Raw genomic sequence first — 20,342 nt, forward strand, 5'->3', positions numbered from 1 at the left:
TCACGCCGGCCGTGTCGGGGACGATCTCCTTCAGGAGGGTCTTGAGGCACAAGCTCGGACCCTCTGTCATAGCTTGTGAAGCGTTCACAAGCTCGGACCCTCTGTCATAGTCGGCGGAATCGGCCACCCAGCTACCCCGCGCGAACAAGGAAGACGCGGTCGTACGCCTCGTGGGGCTCGCGCTTCGTCTCGACCCATTCCGCCTGGTCGAAGGGCGGGTAGAGGACGTCACCTTCGGGGGTCAGGTGGACGCGGGTGATGACCTGCTCGGTGGCGTACGGCATCGCTGCTGCGTAGACCTGCGCGCCGCCGGCGATGACCGTGTCGCCCTGCTCCTTCGCGGCCAGGGCGAGGGCGGAGTCGATGTCGTGGGCGACCAGCACGCCGTCGTGCGACCAGGTCCTGTCACCGGTCAGCACGACCGTGGTGCGGCCCGGCAGGGGGCGGCCGATGGACTCGAAGGTGGTGCGGCCCATGACGAGCGTGTGGCCCATCGTGATCGCCTTGAACTCGGCCTGCTCGCCGGGGATCTTCCAGGGGATGTCGGGGCCGTTGCCGATGACACCGTTGTCGGCGACCGCCGCGACCATCACGACGCGCCCCGAACCGGCCTCAGACGGCAACGGGGGCCTTGATGCCGGGGGCGGGGTCGTAGCCCTCCACCGTGATGTCCTCGAGCTCGAACGCGTCGATGTCCTTGACGTCCGGGTTGAGCCGCAGCGTCGGCAGCGGCCCCGGCTTGCGGGTGAGCTGGAGACGGGCCTGCTCGAGATGGTTGCTGTAGAGGTGGGCGTCGCCGAGCGTGTGCACGAAGTCACCGACCTCGAGCCCGGTCACGTGGGCGACCATGTGGGTGAGCAGGGCGTAGGAGGCGATGTTGAACGGCACCCCCAGGAACACGTCGGCGGAGCGCTGATAGAGCTGCAGGCTCAGCTTGCCGTCGGCGACGTAGAACTGGCACAGCGTGTGGCACGGCGGCAGCGCCATGTCGTCGATGTCGGCCGGGTTCCAGGCGCTGATCACGTGGCGGCGGCTGTCGGGGTCGGTGCGGATCTGGTCGATGATCTTGGCGATCTGGTCGACGTGGCGCCCGTCCGGGGTCGGCCAGGAGCGCCACTGGTAGCCGTAGACCGGCCCCAGGTCGCCGTTCTCGTCGGCCCACTCGTCCCAGATCGTGATGCCCCGCTCCTGGAGCCAGCGCACGTTGGTGTCGCCGCGCAGGAACCAGAGCAGCTCCCCGAAGACCGATCGGGTGTGGACCTTCTTCGTCGTCAGCAGCGGGAAACCCTCGCTGAGGTCGTAGCGGGTCTGGTGACCGAAGACGCTGATCGTGCCCGTCCCGGTGCGGTCGGACTTCTCCACGCCCTCGTCGAGGATGCGGGTCAACAGATCGAGGTAGGACTGCACGACCCCACCCTAGGTCAGAGCTCCACCGTCCCGCGGATGGTGGTCAGTGTGTCTCCGCCCACCCACACCTGGTCCTCGACCCGCTCGACGTGCACACGCCCCCGCCGCTTCATCGCGGTCCCCTGAGAGGCGACGTACGCCTCGGGGAGCTGCGTCCCCGCCAGCCACTGCCCCAGCGCGGCGTTGAGCGACCCGGTGACCGGATCCTCGAAGGCGACACCGTCGGCCGGGAAGTACGCCCGGACCTCGACCGCGCACTCGCTGCCCTCGGGGTAGCGCCCGACGAGACCGACCTTGTGACTCCCCAGAGCGGCGTGGTCGGGTGTCACGGCCAGCACGGCGTCCGCGTCGGCGAGCATCACGCCGACCCAGCCCGGTCCGTTGTCGCACCACCGCGCGTCCTTGATCTCGCCGCGCTCGATCTGCAGACCCTTCGCGATGGCGCCCAGGGTGTCCTCGTCGACCTCGCCGCCGCGGCGCAGCTCCGGCGCCGCGAACGCGATCCGCTCCTCACGGCGCAGCTCGACCAGACCGACGCCGCACTCCTGCACCAGACTCGCGCCCTTGGGCTTCCCGCCCGCCTCCAGCCACGCGTGCGCCGACCCGAGCGTCGGGTGACCGGCGAACGGCAGCTCGCCGCTGACCGTGAAGATCCGTAGCCGGTAGTCGGCACCCGGGTCCGTCGGGGTCAGCAGGAACGTGGTCTCGGACAGGTTGGTCCACCGCGCGAAGGCAGCCATCTGCTCGTCGGTGAGGCCGTCGGCCCCGTGTACGACGGCGACCGGGTTGCCCAGCAGCGGCTCGTTGGTGAAGACATCGACCTGGCGGAACTCATAGGCAGTCACGCGCCCGAGGCTACTGGTCGGATCGGATCAGGGACGGCCTGGGAAGTGGAGCTGCCATTGAGGGGACAGGTGAGTCGATACGCCGGGGAGGCGCCTTGCCACCAGCTGGCGGTGGATTCGCTTCAGGGTGTTGCCCGGGGTGTTGTAGATGTCCTTGGCGATGAAGATGAGGATGCGCCAGCCGTCGTCGTCGATCTTCTCCCGGCGGCCGATGTCCGACTCCCACTGGTCCTCGCGTTCGACGTGCTGGCGTCCGTCGTACTCGACGATCAGCTTGATCGACGGCCAGCACAGGTCGTACTTGCGAAAGTCGAGTTCGCTCTCCTCCCCCACCAGCTGATTGACCAACGGCTCGGGGAGACCAGCGAGCACGATCAGCATTCGCAGGCGGGTCTCCATCGGCGAGTCGACGCCGGTACGCACATAGGCCAGCGCCCGACGAGCGGCCGCCGCTCCTGGGCCCGTCGCCTTGGCGCAGTAACGCTGGAGACGGGCTAGCCCGTTGGGGTTCTTCCGCACCAGATAGTCACCGACCACGACGAGGTCGACCAGTGAGAGCAGCGTGGCGAGCTCGACGAAGTTCTGCTCGATCATCGAGACCCGCACACCGCCCACGGTCCTGACCTCCACTTTCGGCGCGCAATGACAGACGACCCCAGCAATCCGGTGACGGTCCTTTTGAGCCATCACAGTGACGTGCTCACCCGGCAGAGCCGGCAAGGGAAGCCCCGATATCCGGGCCGCGGTCGCGTGGCTGGCGAAGGCGGTGTCGGCGTACGTCTTCAGCGCCGCTTCGGCGCGAATCAGCGGGGTCAGCTCGACGTCCGCCGCTACGAATACGCCCGTGTGCAGACGTACGAAGCTGGGCCCGCGGAGCCGGTTCGGCGTGATTCCCGCCGCCAGCGCTTGCTTTCGAGTGAACGGACGAGACGGATCGAACGGCACCTCGTCGGGCTCGATGTCGACGTCAGGGACCGGCTCGGAACCAGCTGATGCGTTCACCCCGACAGCATCGAACAATCCCGAAATCCCTGCAGAAGTTATCCACAGGCCCCGCCGCGTCGGTTGGGCCGCCCACGAAAATGCCCCTCAAGGGTCAAGATGGTGGTCGCAACCAGCGCCGAAACCACGACATCAACCCTTGAGGGGCGAGGTAGTCGACGGACGTCAGGCGGTCAGCTTCATCGGGCCGTAGACCTGCCGGTCGTGCTCGAAGAGTACGACCGCGGCCACGCCGGCGTCCAGGAGGTCCTGCCAGACCTCGCCCACCCACGACTCGGCGTCGCTCTGGTTGGCGAAGCGCTGGCCGGCGAGGTCTCCGTCGACCGACACCTCGGCACCCGAGGCATCGACGAGCTGCCACCACCACGGCCGGTCGGCGGCCGTCGGCTGCTTGAAGACGGATGGCACATCAGGGATGCTCATCAGCCCTCCCGCACGTGCGAAGGGACGAAGGGCGGCTTGGTGAGCTGGAAGATCTCGCGGCGGCCGCGTACGTCGATGCCGATCTCGGCCTCGGGGTTGACCGTGGTCGAGACGAGCACCAGGCCGACGCCCTTCTTCAGCGTGGGCGAGAAGGTGCCGGAGGTGACCTCGCCGACCGGCACGTCGGCGGTCAGGGAGGCGGTCATGTGTGGGCGTGGGATGCCTCGTCCGACGGCGACGATGCCGCGCAGGGCGCGCTTCGGGCCGGCCTCCTTCTCGGCGACCAGCTTGTCGCGGCCCCAGAAGGCATCCTTCTTCCAGCCGACGGCCCAGCCGATGCCGGCCTCGTTGGGAGTGACGTCGAGGGCGATGTCCTGCCCGTGGAGCGGGTAGCCCATCTCCGTACGCAGGGTGTCGCGGGCGCCGAGGCCGCACGGCACCGCGCCGAGCTCCTCGCCCCGGGACAGGAGCGCGTCCCAGAGCGCGCCGGCGGCCTCGTTGGCGACGATCAGCTCGTAGCCGCGCTCGCCGGAGTAGCCGGAGCGGCACACGACCACGCCGATCTCGTCACCGAGTACGTCGGGAGCGGCCGCCTCCACGAAGGACATGTATTCGTGACCGGCCGGCAGCCCGACCGCCTCGAGCAGCTCGTCGGACTTCGGCCCCTGGACGGCGAGCACCGCGTAGTCGCGGTGGTGGTCGGCGAGGTTGATCCCCTCGGGCGCGGCCTCCTGGAGCCGGCGCACGACCTCCGGTGTGTTGGCGGCGTTGGGAACGATCAGGACGTGCTCGTCGTCGCGGTAGTAGGCGATCAGGTCGTCGACGATGCCGCCGGTCTCCTCGTCGCAGCACAACGTGTACTGGGCCTTGCCCGGCTTGATCCGGTTGAGGTCGTTGGTGAAGGACGCGTTGACGAAGTCGGCCGCACCCGGCCCGCTGATCATGACCTTGCCCAGGTGGCTGACGTCGAAGACCCCGACGGCCTCACGGACCGCCGTGTGCTCCTTGACGACGCCGGAGTACTCCAGCGGCATCGACCAGCCGCCGAACTCAGCGAACTTCGCGCCGAGCCCGACGTGGTTTTCGTGCAGAGGGGACTGGAGCAGCTCCGACCCGCCCCCCGTGGAGGTCTCTTCAGCCATACCGCGAACTTATCGCACCAGGCCGACACTCCCCGGTCCGCGCCCCCTCCGGGCGCGCCACACCTAGACTGCACGGCGTGACCCTGCCTGACATCACCTACACGCTGCGTACCGCCTCCCCTGCCAAGACCCGTGCCGAGGCGGTCGTCGTCGGCATCGGCCAGGGCGCGAAGGCTGCCGAGGTGACCGCCGGCGCGGAGGACGTCAAGGACGCCTACGGTCGCCGGTGGCGCGGGATGCTCGCCACCCTCGGCGTCAGCGGCAAGGCCGGCGAGGTCACCCGCCTGCCCGCCGGGACCGAGATCGGCGCCCAGCTCCTCGTGCTGGTCGGGCTCGGCAAGCCCGGTTCCGATGGGACCTACTCGGCCGATGCCGTACGCCGCGCCGCCGGCGCCGCCGCCCGCGCGGTGCCCAACGCGACCTCCGTCGCCGTGTCCCTTCCCGCCGACACCCCCGACCTGGTGCGTGCCGTCACCGAGGGCTATGTCCTCGGCGGCTATACCTACACCACCTATAAGTCGAACAGCGGCAAGTCTGGTGGTGACAGCAAGGGACCGAGCGATGTCGCGATCCTGAGCGCGATCGCGCGGCGTACGGACGCGGTCACCGCCTTCGAGGAGGCGCAGATCCTCGCCCAGGCGGTCGCCGGCACGCGCGAGTGGGTCAACATCCCGCCGGCCGACCTGACTCCCCCGGCGTTCGCCGACGCCATCGCGCACGTGGCCGAGCTGGTCGAGGGCGTCGAGACGACCGTGTACGACGAGGAGCAACTCGCCGAGCTCGGCTGCGGCGGCATCCTCGCGGTGGGCATGGGCTCGGCGGCCAAGCCGCGCCTGGTCGAGCTCACCTACTCCCCCGACGACGCGCGCGGACACATCGCGCTGGTCGGCAAGGGGATCACCTTCGACTCCGGCGGCCTCACCATCAAGCCGGGCAGCTCGATGTCCACGATGAAGTCGGACATGGCCGGTGCCGCCGCGGTGGCCCAGGCGACCTTCGCGATCGCCCGCCTCGGGCTGCCGGTGAAGGTCTCCGCGTTCGTGCCGATGGCGGAGAACATGGTCTCCGGCTCGTCCTACCGCCCCGGTGACGTGGTCACCCACTACGGCGGCACGACCGTCGAGGTCTCCAACATGGACGCCGAAGGCCGGATGATCCTCGCCGACGCCCTGGTGCGGGCCACCGAGGTCTCGCCGGACCTGATCATCGACGTCGCCACCCTCACCGGTCACATGGTGATGGCGCTGGGTGACCGGGTCAGCGGCGTACTCGGCTCCGAGGACGTCGTCGACCGCGTCCTCGCCGCTGCCGACGTCGCCGGCGAACAGATGTGGCCGATGCCCATCCCGGAATGGATGGACGAGCGAATCCGTTCCTCCAAGGTGGCCGACCTCAACCAGCACGACTGGATCCGCTGGGGCGGTGGGCTGTACGCCGCCGCCTTCCTGCGCGAGTTCACCGGCGGTCTCCCCTGGGCCCATCTCGACATCGCCGGACCGTCCTTCAACAGTGGCGGCGCCTCCGGCCACCTCACTCCCGGAGGCACGGGTGTGGCGGTGGCAACACTGGTGGACTACGTACGCGAGATGGCTACCGATCAGTAGTGGTCCGGTTGACACAGCGCTGCGGGGGTAGTGACAAGATGGGCTCCGTGATCGACGCCCTTGGCCGCCCGTCTGGCGGCATCATGAGTGCGTCGGGCAGGTGTCGGCCCAGACCGATGCGACTCTCTCCTCGCCGAGCCCTTGGGCTCGGTCGTGGTGACGCGCGTGTCCGGACATACAAGTAGAGCAACGAACAGACGTAGAACGAAGGAATCCATGGCCACCGAAGTAACTCTCCCGGCACTCGGCGAGTCCGTCACCGAGGGCACCGTCACCCGCTGGCTCAAGCAGGTCGGCGACACGGTTGCGGTCGACGAGGCCCTGCTGGAGGTCTCCACCGACAAGGTCGACACCGAGATCCCCTCGCCCGTCGCGGGCACCCTGCTCGAGATCAAGGCCGCTGAGGACGACACCGTCGAGGTCGGTGGCCTGCTCGCCGTGATCGGCGCTGCCGACGAGGCCGGCGCCGATGCCGCTCCCGCGGAGCCCGCCGCTCCTGCGGCCGAGCCCGAGGCTGCCGCTCCCGCCGCCGAGCCCGAGGCTCCGGCCGCTCCGGCCGAGCCCGAGGCTCCCGCCGAGCCCGCCGCCCCTGCGGCTCCGGCGCCCGCCGCCGGCGGAAACGCCACTGAGGTTGCTCTCCCCGCGCTGGGTGAGTCGGTCACCGAGGGCACCGTCACCCGCTGGCTCAAGCAGGTCGGCGACACGGTCGCCGTCGACGACGCGCTGCTCGAGGTCTCCACCGACAAGGTCGACACCGAGATCCCTTCGCCTGTCGCCGGCACGCTGCTCGAGATCAAGGTCTCCGAGGACGAGACCGTCGAGGTCGGCGCCGTGCTGGCGCTCGTCGGTGACGCCGGTGCCGCTCCGGCTTCCGAGCCCGCGCCCGCCGCCCCGGCCCCGGAGCCCACCCCCGAGCCCGAGCCGGCTCCTGCCCCCGAGCCTGCCCCCGAGCCCGCTCCCGAGCCCGCTCCGGCCGCCGCCGCGCCGGCGCCTGCCGCTCCGGCTCCGGCCGCGCCCGCTCCCGCCGCTCCGGCTCCTGCTGCCCCGGCTCACGCCGCGCCGTCCACCGACGGTTCCCCGGCCATCCAGCCCGGCGGCTACGTGACCCCGCTCGTACGCAAGCTCGCGTCCCAGCACAACGTCGACCTCGACACCGTCCAGGGTTCGGGCGTCGGTGGCCGCATCCGCAAGGAGGACATTCTCCAGGCGGCCGCCGCCAAGTCGGCTCCGGCCGCTGCCCCGGCAGCCGCCGCTCCGGCGGCCTCGGCCGCTCCGGCCGCTTCCTCCGCCGCTCCCGCGGCCCCGTCGCCGCTGCGTGGCACCACCGAGAAGATCTCGCGTCTGCGCAAGGTGATCGCCGAGCGGATGACCCAGTCGCTGCACACCGCGGCTCAGCTGACCCAGGTCATGGAGGTCGATGTCACCAACATCGCCCGCCTCCGTGAGGCCAACAAGGCCGGGTTCCTGCAGCGCGAGGGCGTCAAGCTGACCTACCTGCCGTTCTTCGCCAAGGCCGCGATCGACGCGCTCAAGGTGCACCCGAAGCTCAACGCCGGGATCGACATCGAGGCCGGCACGGTCACCTACTACGACCGCGAGAACATCGCCTTCGCCGTCGACACCGAGAAGGGTCTGCTGACCCCCGTCGTCAAGGACGCGGGCGATCTCTCGATCGCCGGCATCGCGAAGAAGATCGCGGACGTGGCCGACCGCACGCGCAACAACAAGATCACCCCGGACGAGCTCTCCGGCGGCACCTTCACGATCACCAACCTGGGTTCGTTCGGTGCGCTCTTCGACACCCCGATCATCAACCAGCCGCAGGTCGCCATCCTCGGCCCGGGTGCTGTCGTGAAGCGTCCGGTCGTCATCGACGACCCGGACCTCGGCGAGACGATCGCGGTGCGCTACATGGTCAACGTCGCGCTGACCTACGACCACCGCCTGGTCGACGGCGCCGACGCCGGCCGTTTCCTCCAGGACGTCAAGAAGCGCCTCGAGGCTGCTCAGTTCGAGCTCTGAGCCGGTGAGCAACGAGCGGCGCGGTCCCCACGGGGGCCGCGCCGCTCGTCATCTCACCTGGTGACGGCTACATGTCCATGTCGGACATGTCGGTGATCTTGCCGCTCGGCTTCTCGATGGTCACTGGCTCGCCGTGAGCGGACAGATCGAAGACGATGTTCTCGGAGTCCCCGCCATCCATCCCTCATGCGTACCAGCCGAGCGAGGACGGCCGCCGCGAGGCGGCGACGGTTCTGGGTGGTACGCACGTCTGTGTGCCTTTCAAGACTGATCCGAAGTCCGATCGCTCCCGAGCGCGGCCAGTCGAAACACGCGAATTCTGCGCACAGTCTCTTTACCCCGCCGGGATATCGCCAAACCGCTATCCCACCGAGCCGGCGTTCACGGTTCCGGGCACTGCCCGGCCGGCTCAGCCCGGGGCGTACGATCTCGGTGTGACTGAGCTGCGCTTCGTTGAGGTCGGGACGATCGACTACCTGGACGCCTGGGAGCTGCAGAAGCAGGTCCACCAGCGCGTCGTCGACCGCGAAGAGGCCGACACGGTGCTGCTGCTCGATCACCCGCCGACCTTCACCGCGGGGAAGCGTACGAAGCCGGAGGACCGGCCTGCGGATCCCGGCGGCGCCCCGGTGATCGACGTCGACCGCGGCGGTGAGGTGACCTTCCACGGCCCCGGCCAGATCGTCGCCTACCCGATCGTGCGGCTGCCGGAGAAGGTCAAGGTCGTCGACTTCGTACGCCGCCTGGAGCAGGCGATGATCCTGACCTGCGCCGAGTTCGGCGTCAGCGTCTACCGGGTCCCCGGCCGGAGCGGCGTGTGGCTGCCGGCGGGCGAGACCCCTGACGGCGTACGCCGCCTGGAGCGCAAGGTCGGAGCGATCGGGCTGCGGGTCAGCCAGCACGTGACCATGCACGGCATCGCGCTCAACTGCGATGTCGACCTGGGCTGGTACGAGCGGTTCGTGCCGTGCGGTATCTCCGACGCCGGCGTCACCACCCTCTCGATCGAGGCCGGGCGGCAGATCGGCAACGCCGAGGCGATGCCGGTGCTCCACGCGCAGATCGCCGAGATGCTCTCCTGGCGCGACTACGAGCAGGGCCCGAGCCTCGACGCCAAGCCCGACCCGGCGAAGACACCACGGGTTCCGCTGCTCTCCCCCAGCCTGGGCTGAACGGGCCGGCCACGGTCGGTGTGACCGACCAGTAGCCGCCTGCCTTCGAGGTTCCACCACCACGCGGCGTACCCTTGTGGGGTGACTCAAGCTCCTGCCCCAGAAGGTCGCAAGCTCCTCCGTCTCGAGGTCCGCAACGCGCAGACTCCGATCGAACGCAAACCGGAGTGGATCAAGACCAAAGCGAAGATGGGGCCGGAATACAAGGAGCTCACCGCGCTGGTGAAGTCCGAGGGCCTGCACACGGTGTGCCAGGAGGCCGGCTGCCCCAACATCTTCGAGTGCTGGGAGGACCGCGAGGCCACCTTCCTCATCGGCGGCGACCAGTGCACCCGACGCTGCGACTTCTGCCAGATCGACACCGGCAAGCCGACCGACCTCGACCGCGACGAGCCGCGCCGCGTGGCCGAGTCCGTGCAGACCATGGGCCTGAAGTACGCCACCATCACCGGCGTCGCCCGTGACGACCTGGCCGACGGCGGCGCCTGGCTCTACGCCGAGACGGTCAAGCAGATCCACGAGCTCAACCCCGAGACCGGCGTCGAGAACCTCATCCCCGACTTCAACGGCATCCCGGAGCTTCTCCAGGAGGTCTTCGAGTCCCGTCCCGAGGTCCTCGCGCACAACGTCGAGACCGTCCCGCGGATCTTCAAGCGGATCCGTCCGGCGTTCCGCTACGAGCGCAGCCTCGACGTGATCACCCAGGCTCGCGACTTCGGCCTGGTGACGAAGTCCAACCTGATCCTCGGCATGGGCGAGACCCGCGAAGAGGTCTCCGAGGCTCTGCGCGACCTGCACGCAGCCGGCTGCGAGCTGATCACGATCACGCAGTACCTGCGCCCGAGCGTGCGTCACCACCCGGTCGAGCGGTGGGTCAAGCCCGAGGAGTTCATCGAGCTCCAGGCCGAGGCCGAGCAGATCGGCTTCTCCGGCGTCATGTCCGGTCCGCTCGTTCGTTCGTCCTACCGCGCCGGTCGGCTGTACCGTCAGGCGATCGAGGCGCGAGACACCGCTGCTGCCACAGCCTGACGCAGCGTACGAAATCTGAAGACTGAAAGAGGAAGATGTCCCAGACCGACCCGAGCACCATGAGTCGCCGCCAGCAGATGGTGGAGACCTACAAGCTCACCAAGCAGTCAGACCCCAAGATCGGCCTCATCCTCGGCTCGATCTTCGTGGTCGTCGCCGCGGTCGCCGGCGTGATCTTCTGGTTCCTGCCCGGCGAGGGCATCTTCTCCTGGATCTTCACGATCGTCGGTGCCCTGCTGGCCGGCCTCCTCGCCGCGATGGTGGTCTTTTCGCGGCGCGCGCAGAAGGTGATGTACGCCCGGCTCGAGGGCCAGGTCGGTGGCGGGTACGCCGCCCTGACCATGCTCCGCCGAGGCTGGACCGTCACCCAGGCCGTGGGCGTCGAGCCGCGCAGCCAGACGCTGGTCCACCGCGTGGTCGGCCCTCCGGGAGTCGTCCTCGTCGGCGAGGGCAACAGCCCGAGCAAGGTCCGCTCGCTGCTGGCCAGCACCAAGCGCACCCACGCCCGCGTCCTGGGCGAGGTGCCGATCACGACCGTCGTCGCCGGCAACGGTGAGGACGAGGTACCGCTGCCGCAGCTGACCAAGCACGTCACCAAGATCGGCCGCAAGGTCGCCGGCCCCGAGATCACCGACATCCTCAACCGCCTCAAGGCCGTCGATGCCACCCGCGGCACCATGCCGATCCCGAAGGGCCCCGTACCGACCTCGATGAAGGGCATGCGCGGCAACCTCCGCGGCCGCTGACCGTTCTTGGATGGATAGTCCGGGACGTTCCGGTCCATTACTCACGGGTACATGGGCCGGAACGTCCCGGACTACATTTCCAAGTCGAGTTCCATCGCTGTCAGCTCGCCTCGCGCCGCTCCCGCGGCACCCTCAAACTGACGGAGTCTCGATCGTGAAGTCCTCGTCGTTGTTGCTGAAGTCGATCCGCATGGAGAAGTCCGGCACGGTGTCCTCCGGATCGAACACGATCGAGACCGGATCGCCCTCGTCGTCAGTCCAGAAGTACGCATCGACCACCTCCGGAAGGTCAACCTCCGCAAGCTCCGCGACGCCTGCGAGCGCATCTCCCAGCCCTCCGACCGGAAGGGTCAGCAGGTATCTAGGTCCTTCCATTGCCCCCGACGGATCGTCGCCCTCGTAGGTCGCACTGTCCAGGTCCCGCGCGATGGCTTCCACCATGTCCAACGGGCGAGCGATCTGGTCGCGCAACGCGAGTTCCTTGATGTTTGACGCCCGGATCCAGTTCTCGTCCGCGCCATAGTCGGTGTAGCTCAGGTACGCCTCGTCGCTGTCAGGAACCCTCACATCGACGACCTTCGAGCCAAGCTTCTTGCCGGCGAAACTCCATCTCGCTTGCGAGGGCACCTCTTCCCCTACCGTCGCATCGGCGTCCAGCGAGATATAGTTCGCCTCGTCGGGCGTCGGACCAACGATCATCGACAGCTTCATGTGGGTGGACTCGATCCGCTCAAGCGAGCTCTTGAGTACGTCAGTGGATTCCTGCGAAGTAGAGGCCTCCTGACCACATCCCACTAACGCGACAAGGCACATAGATACGAGTGCAGGTCCAACTAGTGAATACGTCAATCGACGATCTTTGTGCACGCGCAACGCCTTCCAATACCTTGCCATCACCGAACGGTCCATGGATGGTCACACATCGTTCCCCGACGCGAGGGCGAAGTTCCAGAAGCGTTGTATGACCAATACCGGTCACCCGGACCGGCGTGCCCGGATCGCGTAGAGAAGCGGGATCCGGGGCGCCTGCTCGGGCAGCCTGAACCAGCCGTCGTCGCCCGCCACCATGGACGGGAAGCGGGGCCACGGCAGTCGTTCGTCCTCGCGTACGACCTCGATCCGCAGGCCCGCGCCGGCGAGGGCGGTGACGACCTCGCCGACTCCGTGGCGCCACTCGTACGCCGTCGTGGCGCTGCTCAGCGCCGGGCCGTCGGTGTAGGTGCGGGTCGAGTCCTTCGCGATCGCGCCCCGGCCCGAGAGGTAGTCGTGGCGCAGCTCGAGGGAGTCCTCGCGCCCCGGCTCCGGCACTTCACCGAGCGCGTCGAGGAGCGGGTGGAACTCGGCCAGGTAGACGAACCCGCCGGGCTTGAGCAGATCATGGACGACCTGTGCCCACAGGTCGATGTCGGGTAGGTAGCAGACCGCGCCCTTACCGGTGTAGACGACGTCGAACCGGCCGGCGCCCAGGACCTCGACGGCGTCGTGGACGTCGGCCTCGTGGTAATCGACGGCCAGCCCGCGCTCGGCGGCGATCCGGCGCGCTGCGGCCACCGCCTCGGCCGAGATGTCCAGCCCGTACGTCACCGCACCCCGCTGCGCGAACGCCACCGTCTCGGTGCCGAGATGACACTGCAGATGCACGACCTCGCGTCCGGACAGCTCACCGAGGTCGCTCCACTCGTAGTCGGCGAACCACGACTCGGCGGGCCTCGACCCGTCGATGCCGTAGAAGGCGCTGGCGACGTGGATCGGCGTACGGGCGTCCCAGTTGGCTCGGTTGGCCTCGATCTGCCGGGTGCTTTCGGGGTCGAGAGTCATGCCGACACAGTGCCACGAAATGGAGCAGGGCCGGTCCCCGTTCGGGGACCGGCCCTGCTGCGTACGAACTGGCTGTCAGCCGGCCATGCTCGGCATGTCGGTGACCTGGTCCGCCGGCGGCGCCTCGATGGTGACGTCCTCGCCGTGCTTGGACAGCATCATCTCGACGGTGCCCATGTCGCCCATACCGACCTCGGCCTTGCGGAGCAGGCCGTCGGCGTCGACCCAGATGTCCTGGTCGATCGTCTCGGGCATGCCCTTGGTGCTGTCGGCGCCGAGGCTCTCGGCGAGCCCGGCGGAGTCGACGGTGAAGCTGTAGTGCTTGGTGTCGGTGCCGTCGACCTTCTCCTCACCCTCGAACTTGGAGGACTTGATCGACTCCTCCATCCCGTCGAAGAAGGCGAGCGGGTTGCTCATCGACTCCAGGCTGGTCCCGCCCATCTTGGCGAGGTCTTCGGCGCTCGCGGTCATCCACGAGTCGCCCATCATGCCCTTGATGTAGATCTTCTCGTCGACAAGGATCGTCTCCAGATCCATGTTCATCGAGCCACCGCTCATCTTCATGGTGGAGTGCTGCGCCGGCGGCTCCTTCTGGATGTCGCCCTCGCCGGTCATCGAGACCGTCTGACCCGACGCCTTCGCGTCCATCTTCGTGGTGAAGTGGGCGGTGTCGATGTCGGTCGCCTTCTTCATCACCTCGGTCATCTCCTCGGCCGAGACCGAGTCACCCTCGCTGGCGCCGCCGGCTCCTCCACCGCCACCGCAGGCCACCAGGCCCGAGAGCGATACGGCCAGCACGCCTGCGACAGCGGCGCGGCGCCAGAGGCCACGTGGCCCGAGAGTACGGTTGAGCGTCATTGAGCTTCCCTTCGTGTTTGCCGCTGCTTGCGGCTGACCGGTCAAACCTACCCCCGGATGCCTCTCAACCAACCCGGCGAAACACGTGTCGATAGGTCTGAAGCGTGACGGTCGCCGTACCTGCCGCCAGATCGTGGAGCCCGCGGCGGTCAGGACGGAAGACCAGCGGCGGTACGACGAGGACGACCAGGATCTGACGGGCGATGCTCCGCAGCGGATCGAGCGGGCGTACGTCCGGCTCACCGGCCGTGACCCGCACCGTACGCAGGCGAGTGACGAGCTTGCCGAAGGAGCCGCCGCCGAGCGTGGTGAAGACCGCCGTCTGCACGATGAAGACGACCAGGATCCACAGGTTGTCGGACGGCCGCGGGTCGACACCGGCGAGCAACGACCCGAACGGCAGCGCCCGTACGCCGAGGAAGACCGACGCCACCAGCGACGACGTGAGCCAGTCGATGAACAGGGCCAGGACGCGCCTGCCCCAGCTCGCAGTGTCATAAGGCAGAGTGGGCGTCGCAGGAGTGGCGGAACTGGTCACGTCGTAAGGGTAGGCGGCAACGTCTTGAGGGGTGAGATCCGGGATGGTTGCCGATCAAATCACACAACCTGTTACACGCCTGAAACATTTGCGACACTCCTGTGCAACCGTCCCTTCGTAATTTGCGTGGCACGGTCGGATCCATGAGGGTCCGGCCTCGATCGCGAGAGACCTATCTGGCTCTGCCCGACCGGGTGAGCCAAGGAGGATTGATGTTCAGCACTGACGACGAACTCTTGAAGTTCATCTCTGACGAGGGGGTCGAGTTCGTCGACATCCGTTTCGTCGACCTGCCTGGCGTCCAGCAGCACTTCACGGTGCCCGTGTCGTCGTTCAACCTGGAGCCGATGGCCTTCGACGGTTCGTCGATCCGTGGTTTCCAGACGATCAACGAGTCCGACATGGCGCTCTACCCGGACGTCACGACTGCGTACATCGACCCGTTCCGCGCCGCGAAGACCCTCGCGCTGATGTACTTCGTGCACGACCCGATCACCGGGGAGGCCTACTCTCGCGACCCGCGCAACATCGCGCGCAAGGCTCTGGCGTACCTCGCCTCGACCGGCATCGGTGACACCGCGTTCTTCGCCCCCGAGGCCGAGTTCTTCATCTTCGACAAGGTCGCCTACAACACCTCCGAGGGCGAGTCGTTCTACAAGATCGACTCCGTCGAGGCCTGGTGGAACTCGGGCGCCGACAAGAACCCCGACGGCTCGAACAACCTGGGCTACAAGACGCGCTACAAGGGCGGCTACTTCCCGGTCTCCCCCACCGACCACTTCGCCGACCTGCGCGACACGATGGTCAAGAACCTCGAGGCCTCCGGCCTGCTCGTCGAGCGCGCCCACCACGAGGTCGGCACCGCCGGCCAGGCGGAGATCAACTACAAGTTCGACACGCTGCTCAAGGCTGCCGACGATGTCATGAAGTTCAAGTACATCGTCAAGAACACCGCCTGGGAGGCCGGCAAGACGGTCACCTTCATGCCGAAGCCCGTCTTCGGTGACAACGGCTCGGGCATGCACGTCCACCAGTCGATCTGGAACGCCGGCGAGCCGCTGTTCTACGACGAGACCGGCTACGGCGGCCTCTCCGACATGGCCCGCTGGTACATCGGCGGCGTCCTGAAGCACGCCCCGTCGGTGCTGGCGTTCACCAACCCGACGGTGAACTCCTTCCACCGCCTGGTGCCGGGCTTCGAGGCTCCGATCTCGCTGGTCTACTCCTCGCGCAACCGCTCCGCCGCGGTCCGCATCCCGATCACCGGCACCAACCCGAAGGCCAAGCGCGTCGAGACCCGGTTCCCGGACCCGTCCTCGAACCCGTACCTCGCCTTCTCGGCCCTGCTCCTCGCCGGCATCGACGGTATCCAGAACAAGATCGAGCCGCCCGCTCCGATCGACAAGGACATCTACGAGCTGCCGCCGGACGAGATGGCCGAGATCAACCAGGTGCCGACCTCCCTCGGTGCCGTCCTGTCGGCTCTGGAGAACGACCACGACTTCCTCACCGTGGGCGACGTCTTCACCCCCGACCTGATCGAGACCTGGATCGACTACAAGACCAACGACGAGATCCTCCCGATCCAGCTCCGCCCGCACCCGCACGAGTTCGAGCTCTACTACGACATCTGAGCCGACCGCTCTGCTGTCCGACACCGAAGGCCCCGGGTTACCCGGGGCCTTCGGCCATTTCGAGGTTGTTCGCCAGTGGGCATCGACCATCCTGTGGGGTCACGAGCTGCGATCCAGCCCGAGGAAGTCGTCCGAGCGGTGGACGAACAGGTACGCCTGCTGAGCGATCGCTGTCTCTCGAGCCTGCGCTGCAGCCAGGTGCACGGCGTCCAGAGGATCACCGAGTTCGAGCCGCAGCCTCGCGCGCATCAGCTGTACGAACGCAGCCGCATAGCGCTGCCCATACGCTTCGATCGAGGCGTCGGCTCGCCTGAGAGCGTCAGCGGCCTCGTGAAGCCGCCCGCGTGCGAGATACATCTCGCTGAGGAGAGCCAACCAGGTGGTCAGGCCGGATCGCGGAGGGTCGGCCAGGTTCGACTCGATGAGTGCTTCTGCCTGGCTCAGCGACCGATCTGCGTCCCGGCCGGTGACCGCCTGTGCCCAGCAACGCCCTAGCCGCTGGTAGGCCCCGAGGAAGCGGAACGAGTAATCCGGATCTGCTGCGATACCTCGCTCGGCGGCGCGTAGCGCCCAGGAAGGGTCAGCCATCAGCGCCGCGGCCGTGACCGCGAACGCGGACCACACGGTGACGTCGTAGGAGTGATTGCCGGCATCGCTCTCGATCCGGTCGAACATGCCCCGGGCGTCCTCGACCTTGCCGTGCAACGCTGTGTTGAGCGCGAGCATCGCCGGCGACAGCAGTTGTAGGTCATGGCGCAGCTGGTCCTGGTCGAGGGAGTTCGCCCGTTCGGCGACGACGGCGTTCGACTCGCTGAGGTGTCGATATGCCTCGCCGATGTTCCCGATGTCCCACTGGTGGATCCCCCACGCGTGCCGTCCGTACGCCTGCACGACCGGGTCGTCGGACCGTTCGCTGTCCGCAAGGAGCCGGTGAGCGAGCTGCCCGCTGCGGTCGAGCTGAATGGCTTGGGAATGAGCGGCCCAGTGGGAGAAGAGGAAGTCCGCCGCCTCTCGCTCTCGGCCGAGCCCCCGGGCGGCCCGTTCAGAGCGTTCGAGCAGATCCAACGTGGCATCAGCGCTACCCATGTAGCCGGTCTGCATCCCGATGACGGCGACAAGCTGTGACAGCGCGGACAGCTCGAGCTCATGCAGACCAGCCGAGCGCGCGATGCCGGCCGCGGCCTCGAGATGAGGAACCGCCGCGTCGAAGGCGGACTGCGCGACGGCCCTTCGACCAGCACGGACGAGCGCGGTCGTGGTCCGCGCCGGGTCTGCGAGCGGACCGGCCAGCCACAGGTGGTGGGCAAGTCGTTCGGTGACCGCGTCGTCGTCTCCGCGGATCCCTTCCAACGCATCGGCGATCTGGATGTGCAGCCGTCCGGTCGAGAGCAGGCGCGAGGCGGTCTGGTGCACAGACTCGCGAACCAGGTCGTGCACGAACCGCACCGAGAACGGTCTCCCCTCGACCAGCTCGACCAGGCCTTGCGAATCGGCGGGCGCGAGCAGCGCCATGCAGGTGGTCACGTCGACCTGGGAAGCGCGCGCCAACAGACGAATGTCCACCTCCCGTCCGACGAGCGCTGCGATCTCCACGAGCCTCTTCGTCTCGTGGTCGAGGATGGCGAGACGGTCTCGTACGATGTCGCGCACCGTAGACGGGACGCCGGTGCGCGCCAGGGCGTCCTCGCCGGCCGCAGCATCGAGTTCGCTCTCAGCCAGGAGGCGGGCCAGCTCGCGTACGAAGAACGGGTTGCCCTCGGTGCGCGCCTGAATACAGCGAGCGACGTACGGGCTCGGGGCCTGTCCGGTCTCGCGACGGACGAGCTCACCCACTTCGGCCGGCTGCAGCGGACCGACCCGGATGCGCTGGTGATGCGGCAGGCGCCCGACCGCCGCGAGTGTCCCACGCAGCCCGTCCCCTGGTGTAGGAGCCCGATCACGCAAGAGACCCGCAAGGACGACCCCGTTCGGTTGCTGAGTCGCCACGTGCGTCAACAACTGCAGCGAGGCGACGTCGGCCCATTGCAGGTCGTCGATCACCAACACGACCGGGCGATCGACGGAGGCTCCCCGGATGAGGTCGACGGTCTGTTCGAACAGGCGGAACTGGGCGCCGCTGTCGGGAAGCACGGCGCCACCGAGAAGGTTGTCCGGGCGTGGGTCGAGGAGGCGCTCGATCTCCCCGCTGCCCAAGCCCGCGCGTGCGGGCTCGGGCTGGCTCGCCAGAAGGTCGGAGATCAGACGAGTCCATGGCCACAGGGCTGGGGTGCCCTCGTGGTTCAGGCAACGTCCCCACACAACCAGCGCCCCGCGGCGCTCTGCGTCCTTGGTGAACTCGAGGAAGAGGGAGGTCTTCCCCGCTCCTGGTTCCCCTTCGGCGGTGATCAGAGCTGCTGTCCCCGCCGCCACCGACTCGAGCGACCGAGCCAGCAGCGCACGTTCCTCGCCGCGACCGATGAGTGAGGCGCCAGATCGGTCATCGCCCGGCTCCCCGCCTCGGACGCTGGCCTGTTGCAGGACGCGCGCGCGGACGGCGAGGAGCGCGTCGCCCGCGGCCACGCCGAGATCGTCGGCGAGCCGCGCCCGGACGGTCTCGAAGACGGAGAGTGCTTCAGCCTGCTTGCCTGCAGCGGCGAGGACCGTCATGAGGCTGGCTTGTACGGGCTCGTGGAGAGGCGCCATCCACGCAGCCAGGCGCAGGGGTTGGACGACCCGCGTGGAAAGGCGTTGGGTGTCGGCCAGTTCCCCAACCGCGACACAAGCGTCGAAGAACTCCTCGTTGATGCCGGAGAACAGTGGGGACGCGGTCAGGCCCAGGCCGAGGCCGTCGCCTGCCGGGCCGTGCCAGAGACCGATTGCCTGGACGTACTGGTCGAACGCCTCGTCGCGCTCGCCCGAGGCAAGATGGGTCTTGGCGTTCTCCACGTACGATCTGAACTCGACAAGGTCCACCGTGGCGGTCGGCCCGACGAATGCGTAACCGCCACCTCTGCGGACGATGAAGCTCCCTGCCCCGCGCGCCGGAAGATCGGGTTCGAGCATGCGGCGGATGGCCCCGACGTGCTTCTGTACGGTGTTGATCGCCGACATCGGGACGTTCTCGTCCCAGAGCAGGTCAACAAGCTCCGACATGCTCGTCGGTCGTCCCGCCCTCGCCAGGAGCAGAGCCAGCAGGTATGCCTGCTGGGGCGGGCCGGTCTCCAGTTCCACATCATCGCGGTATGCACGCAACGGCCCGAGTAGCTGAAGGCGTACCGGACTGTCCGGACCCGAGCTCTCGGTGATCGAGGTGTCTTCCATCGTGAGTCCTCAGGGCGCTGGCGGATGGCCCACACCCCGAAGACCGGACCTCGACCTCAGCGTATGCGTACGCCGACCGCGGCGCAGCCCCTGCAATGAAGCAGCCTCCACGAAATCTCCACTGATCATCCAGTGGCGCTTCGTAGGTTCGCCGACTGACCGAACACATGTCGGCGATTGGGGGTAAGAAGATGCACGAGCAGGCCTACAACGCGCAATGCAGAGCCGAGGAGAAGCGGCATCCGCCGCAGAGCCCGACGCACAAGCGCGACGCGCTCATCCTGTTCTCATTGGCGCTCGGCACCTTCGCCATCGGGTCCGGCGAGTTCGGAAGCAATGGCATCGTCCAGCTCTTCGCGGCTGACCTCGACGCATCGGTGCCGACCGCGACGAACGCCATCACCGCCTACGCCCTCGGTGTGGTCATAGGATCGCCGGCACTCACCATCGCGGCAGCAAGACTCAACCGACGCACGCTCCTGCTCGGCCTGGTGGGCCTCTTCATCGTCGGCAACCTCCTGTCCGCCGCGGCGTCCGACCTCGGTGCTCTCGTCGTGGCGCGCTTCATCACTGGCACCGTGCAGGGAGCGTTCTTCGGTGCCGGTGCGGTGGTGGCGGCGTACACCTATGGCCCAGGCAAAGGTGGAAAGGCGTTCGCCACGGTGATGGCCGGCCTGACGATCGCGACGATCTTCGGCGCCCCTGTCGGCACCTTCATCGGACAGCAGGTCGGATGGCAGGCGCTGTACCTCGTCGTGTCGATGGTCGGCTTGCTTGCCGGAGCCGCCATCTGGGTCTTCGT

The 20,342-nt window shown here is 68.0% G+C and carries 18 protein-coding genes; 7 read left to right on the top strand and 11 right to left on the bottom strand.

What is annotated here, in order from left to right:
- Window positions 1-131 precede the first annotated feature (131 nt).
- The 6 genes from ABZU72_RS27800 to gcvT form a co-directional block, all read right to left on the bottom strand.
- Complete coding sequence (locus tag ABZU72_RS27800) at window positions 132-623, bottom strand: dihydrofolate reductase (RefSeq protein WP_355022007.1); 492 nt, start codon at window positions 621-623, stop codon at window positions 132-134.
- The gene (locus ABZU72_RS27805; protein ID WP_355022008.1) at window positions 613-1,407 is read right to left on the bottom strand and encodes a thymidylate synthase; all 795 of its coding nucleotides are present in this window, start codon (window positions 1,405-1,407) and stop codon (window positions 613-615) included. Before ABZU72_RS27805 ends, ABZU72_RS27800 begins: the two co-directional genes overlap by 11 nt.
- 14 nt (window positions 1,408-1,421) lie before the next feature.
- Window positions 1,422-2,252, bottom strand: coding sequence for a PhzF family phenazine biosynthesis protein (locus ABZU72_RS27810; protein WP_355022009.1), 831 nt, complete (start codon window positions 2,250-2,252; stop codon window positions 1,422-1,424).
- Between the two features lie 27 nt (window positions 2,253-2,279).
- On the bottom strand, window positions 2,280-3,254 hold the full coding sequence (locus ABZU72_RS27815; RefSeq protein ID WP_355022010.1) for a DUF559 domain-containing protein: 975 nt from the start codon (window positions 3,252-3,254) through the stop codon (window positions 2,280-2,282).
- Between the two features lie 165 nt (window positions 3,255-3,419).
- On the bottom strand, window positions 3,420-3,677 hold the full coding sequence (locus tag ABZU72_RS27820) for a hypothetical protein (RefSeq protein ID WP_355022011.1): 258 nt from the start codon (window positions 3,675-3,677) through the stop codon (window positions 3,420-3,422).
- The gene (gcvT, locus tag ABZU72_RS27825) at window positions 3,677-4,819 is read right to left on the bottom strand and encodes a glycine cleavage system aminomethyltransferase GcvT (RefSeq protein ID WP_355022012.1); all 1,143 of its coding nucleotides are present in this window, start codon (window positions 4,817-4,819) and stop codon (window positions 3,677-3,679) included. The genes ABZU72_RS27820 and gcvT overlap by 1 nt, the downstream gene beginning before the upstream one ends.
- A 77-nt stretch (window positions 4,820-4,896) precedes the next feature.
- Here gcvT and ABZU72_RS27830 point away from each other — a divergent pair, with 77 nt between their 5' ends.
- The 5 genes from ABZU72_RS27830 (at window position 4,897) to ABZU72_RS27850 (ending at window position 11,392) form a co-directional block, all read left to right on the top strand.
- Window positions 4,897-6,423: a leucyl aminopeptidase gene (locus tag ABZU72_RS27830; protein WP_355022013.1), complete on the top strand. Its 1,527-nt coding sequence runs from the start codon at window positions 4,897-4,899 to the stop codon at window positions 6,421-6,423.
- A 216-nt stretch (window positions 6,424-6,639) separates the two neighbouring features.
- Window positions 6,640-8,445 carry a 2-oxoglutarate dehydrogenase, E2 component, dihydrolipoamide succinyltransferase gene (gene sucB, locus ABZU72_RS27835; protein ID WP_355022014.1) on the top strand — a complete coding sequence of 602 codons (1,806 nt, stop codon included), beginning with the start codon at window positions 6,640-6,642 and terminating at the stop codon, window positions 8,443-8,445.
- A 434-nt stretch (window positions 8,446-8,879) separates the two neighbouring features.
- Window positions 8,880-9,617 (top strand): lipoyl(octanoyl) transferase LipB, encoded by a 738-nt coding sequence (gene lipB, locus ABZU72_RS27840; protein ID WP_355022015.1) that lies wholly within the window; start codon window positions 8,880-8,882, stop codon window positions 9,615-9,617.
- Between the two features lie 81 nt (window positions 9,618-9,698).
- Window positions 9,699-10,646 (top strand): lipoyl synthase, encoded by a 948-nt coding sequence (gene lipA / locus ABZU72_RS27845; RefSeq protein WP_355022016.1) that lies wholly within the window; start codon window positions 9,699-9,701, stop codon window positions 10,644-10,646.
- 35 nt (window positions 10,647-10,681) lie between these two features.
- Window positions 10,682-11,392 (top strand): DUF4191 domain-containing protein, encoded by a 711-nt coding sequence (locus ABZU72_RS27850; protein ID WP_160022402.1) that lies wholly within the window; start codon window positions 10,682-10,684, stop codon window positions 11,390-11,392.
- Between the two features lie 132 nt (window positions 11,393-11,524).
- Here the strand turns inward: ABZU72_RS27850 and ABZU72_RS27855 are convergent, their stop codons facing one another.
- The 4 genes from ABZU72_RS27855 to ABZU72_RS27870 form a co-directional block, all read right to left on the bottom strand.
- Complete coding sequence (locus ABZU72_RS27855; protein ID WP_355022017.1) at window positions 11,525-12,103, bottom strand: hypothetical protein; 579 nt, start codon at window positions 12,101-12,103, stop codon at window positions 11,525-11,527.
- A gap of 264 nt (window positions 12,104-12,367) precedes the next feature.
- Window positions 12,368-13,210: a class I SAM-dependent methyltransferase gene (locus tag ABZU72_RS27860; protein ID WP_355022018.1), complete on the bottom strand. Its 843-nt coding sequence runs from the start codon at window positions 13,208-13,210 to the stop codon at window positions 12,368-12,370.
- 75 nt (window positions 13,211-13,285) lie between these two features.
- Window positions 13,286-14,068: a DUF6612 family protein gene (locus ABZU72_RS27865; RefSeq protein WP_355022019.1), complete on the bottom strand. Its 783-nt coding sequence runs from the start codon at window positions 14,066-14,068 to the stop codon at window positions 13,286-13,288.
- 64 nt (window positions 14,069-14,132) lie between these two features.
- A complete protein-coding gene (locus ABZU72_RS27870; protein WP_355022020.1) occupies window positions 14,133-14,606 on the bottom strand; it encodes an RDD family protein in 474 nt (157 codons plus the stop codon).
- A 212-nt stretch (window positions 14,607-14,818) separates the two neighbouring features.
- On the opposite strand from ABZU72_RS27870, the gene glnA reads away from it, so the two are divergent.
- The gene (gene glnA, locus ABZU72_RS27875; protein WP_355022021.1) at window positions 14,819-16,240 is read left to right on the top strand and encodes a type I glutamate--ammonia ligase; all 1,422 of its coding nucleotides are present in this window, start codon (window positions 14,819-14,821) and stop codon (window positions 16,238-16,240) included.
- Between the two features lie 99 nt (window positions 16,241-16,339).
- Here glnA and ABZU72_RS27880 read toward each other — a convergent pair whose 3' ends face one another.
- Window positions 16,340-19,540, bottom strand: a complete 3,201-nt coding sequence (locus ABZU72_RS27880) for an AAA family ATPase (protein ID WP_355022022.1) — start codon at window positions 19,538-19,540, stop codon at window positions 16,340-16,342.
- A 191-nt stretch (window positions 19,541-19,731) separates the two neighbouring features.
- On the opposite strand from ABZU72_RS27880, the gene ABZU72_RS27885 reads away from it, so the two are divergent.
- Window positions 19,732-20,342: MFS transporter (locus ABZU72_RS27885; RefSeq protein ID WP_355022023.1), on the top strand; the 611-nt coding region annotated here is incomplete at its 3' end.

Origin of the sequence: Nocardioides sp. NPDC004968, assembly GCF_040608935.1 — a bacterium.
Taxonomy (GTDB): domain Bacteria; phylum Actinomycetota; class Actinomycetes; order Propionibacteriales; family Nocardioidaceae; genus Nocardioides.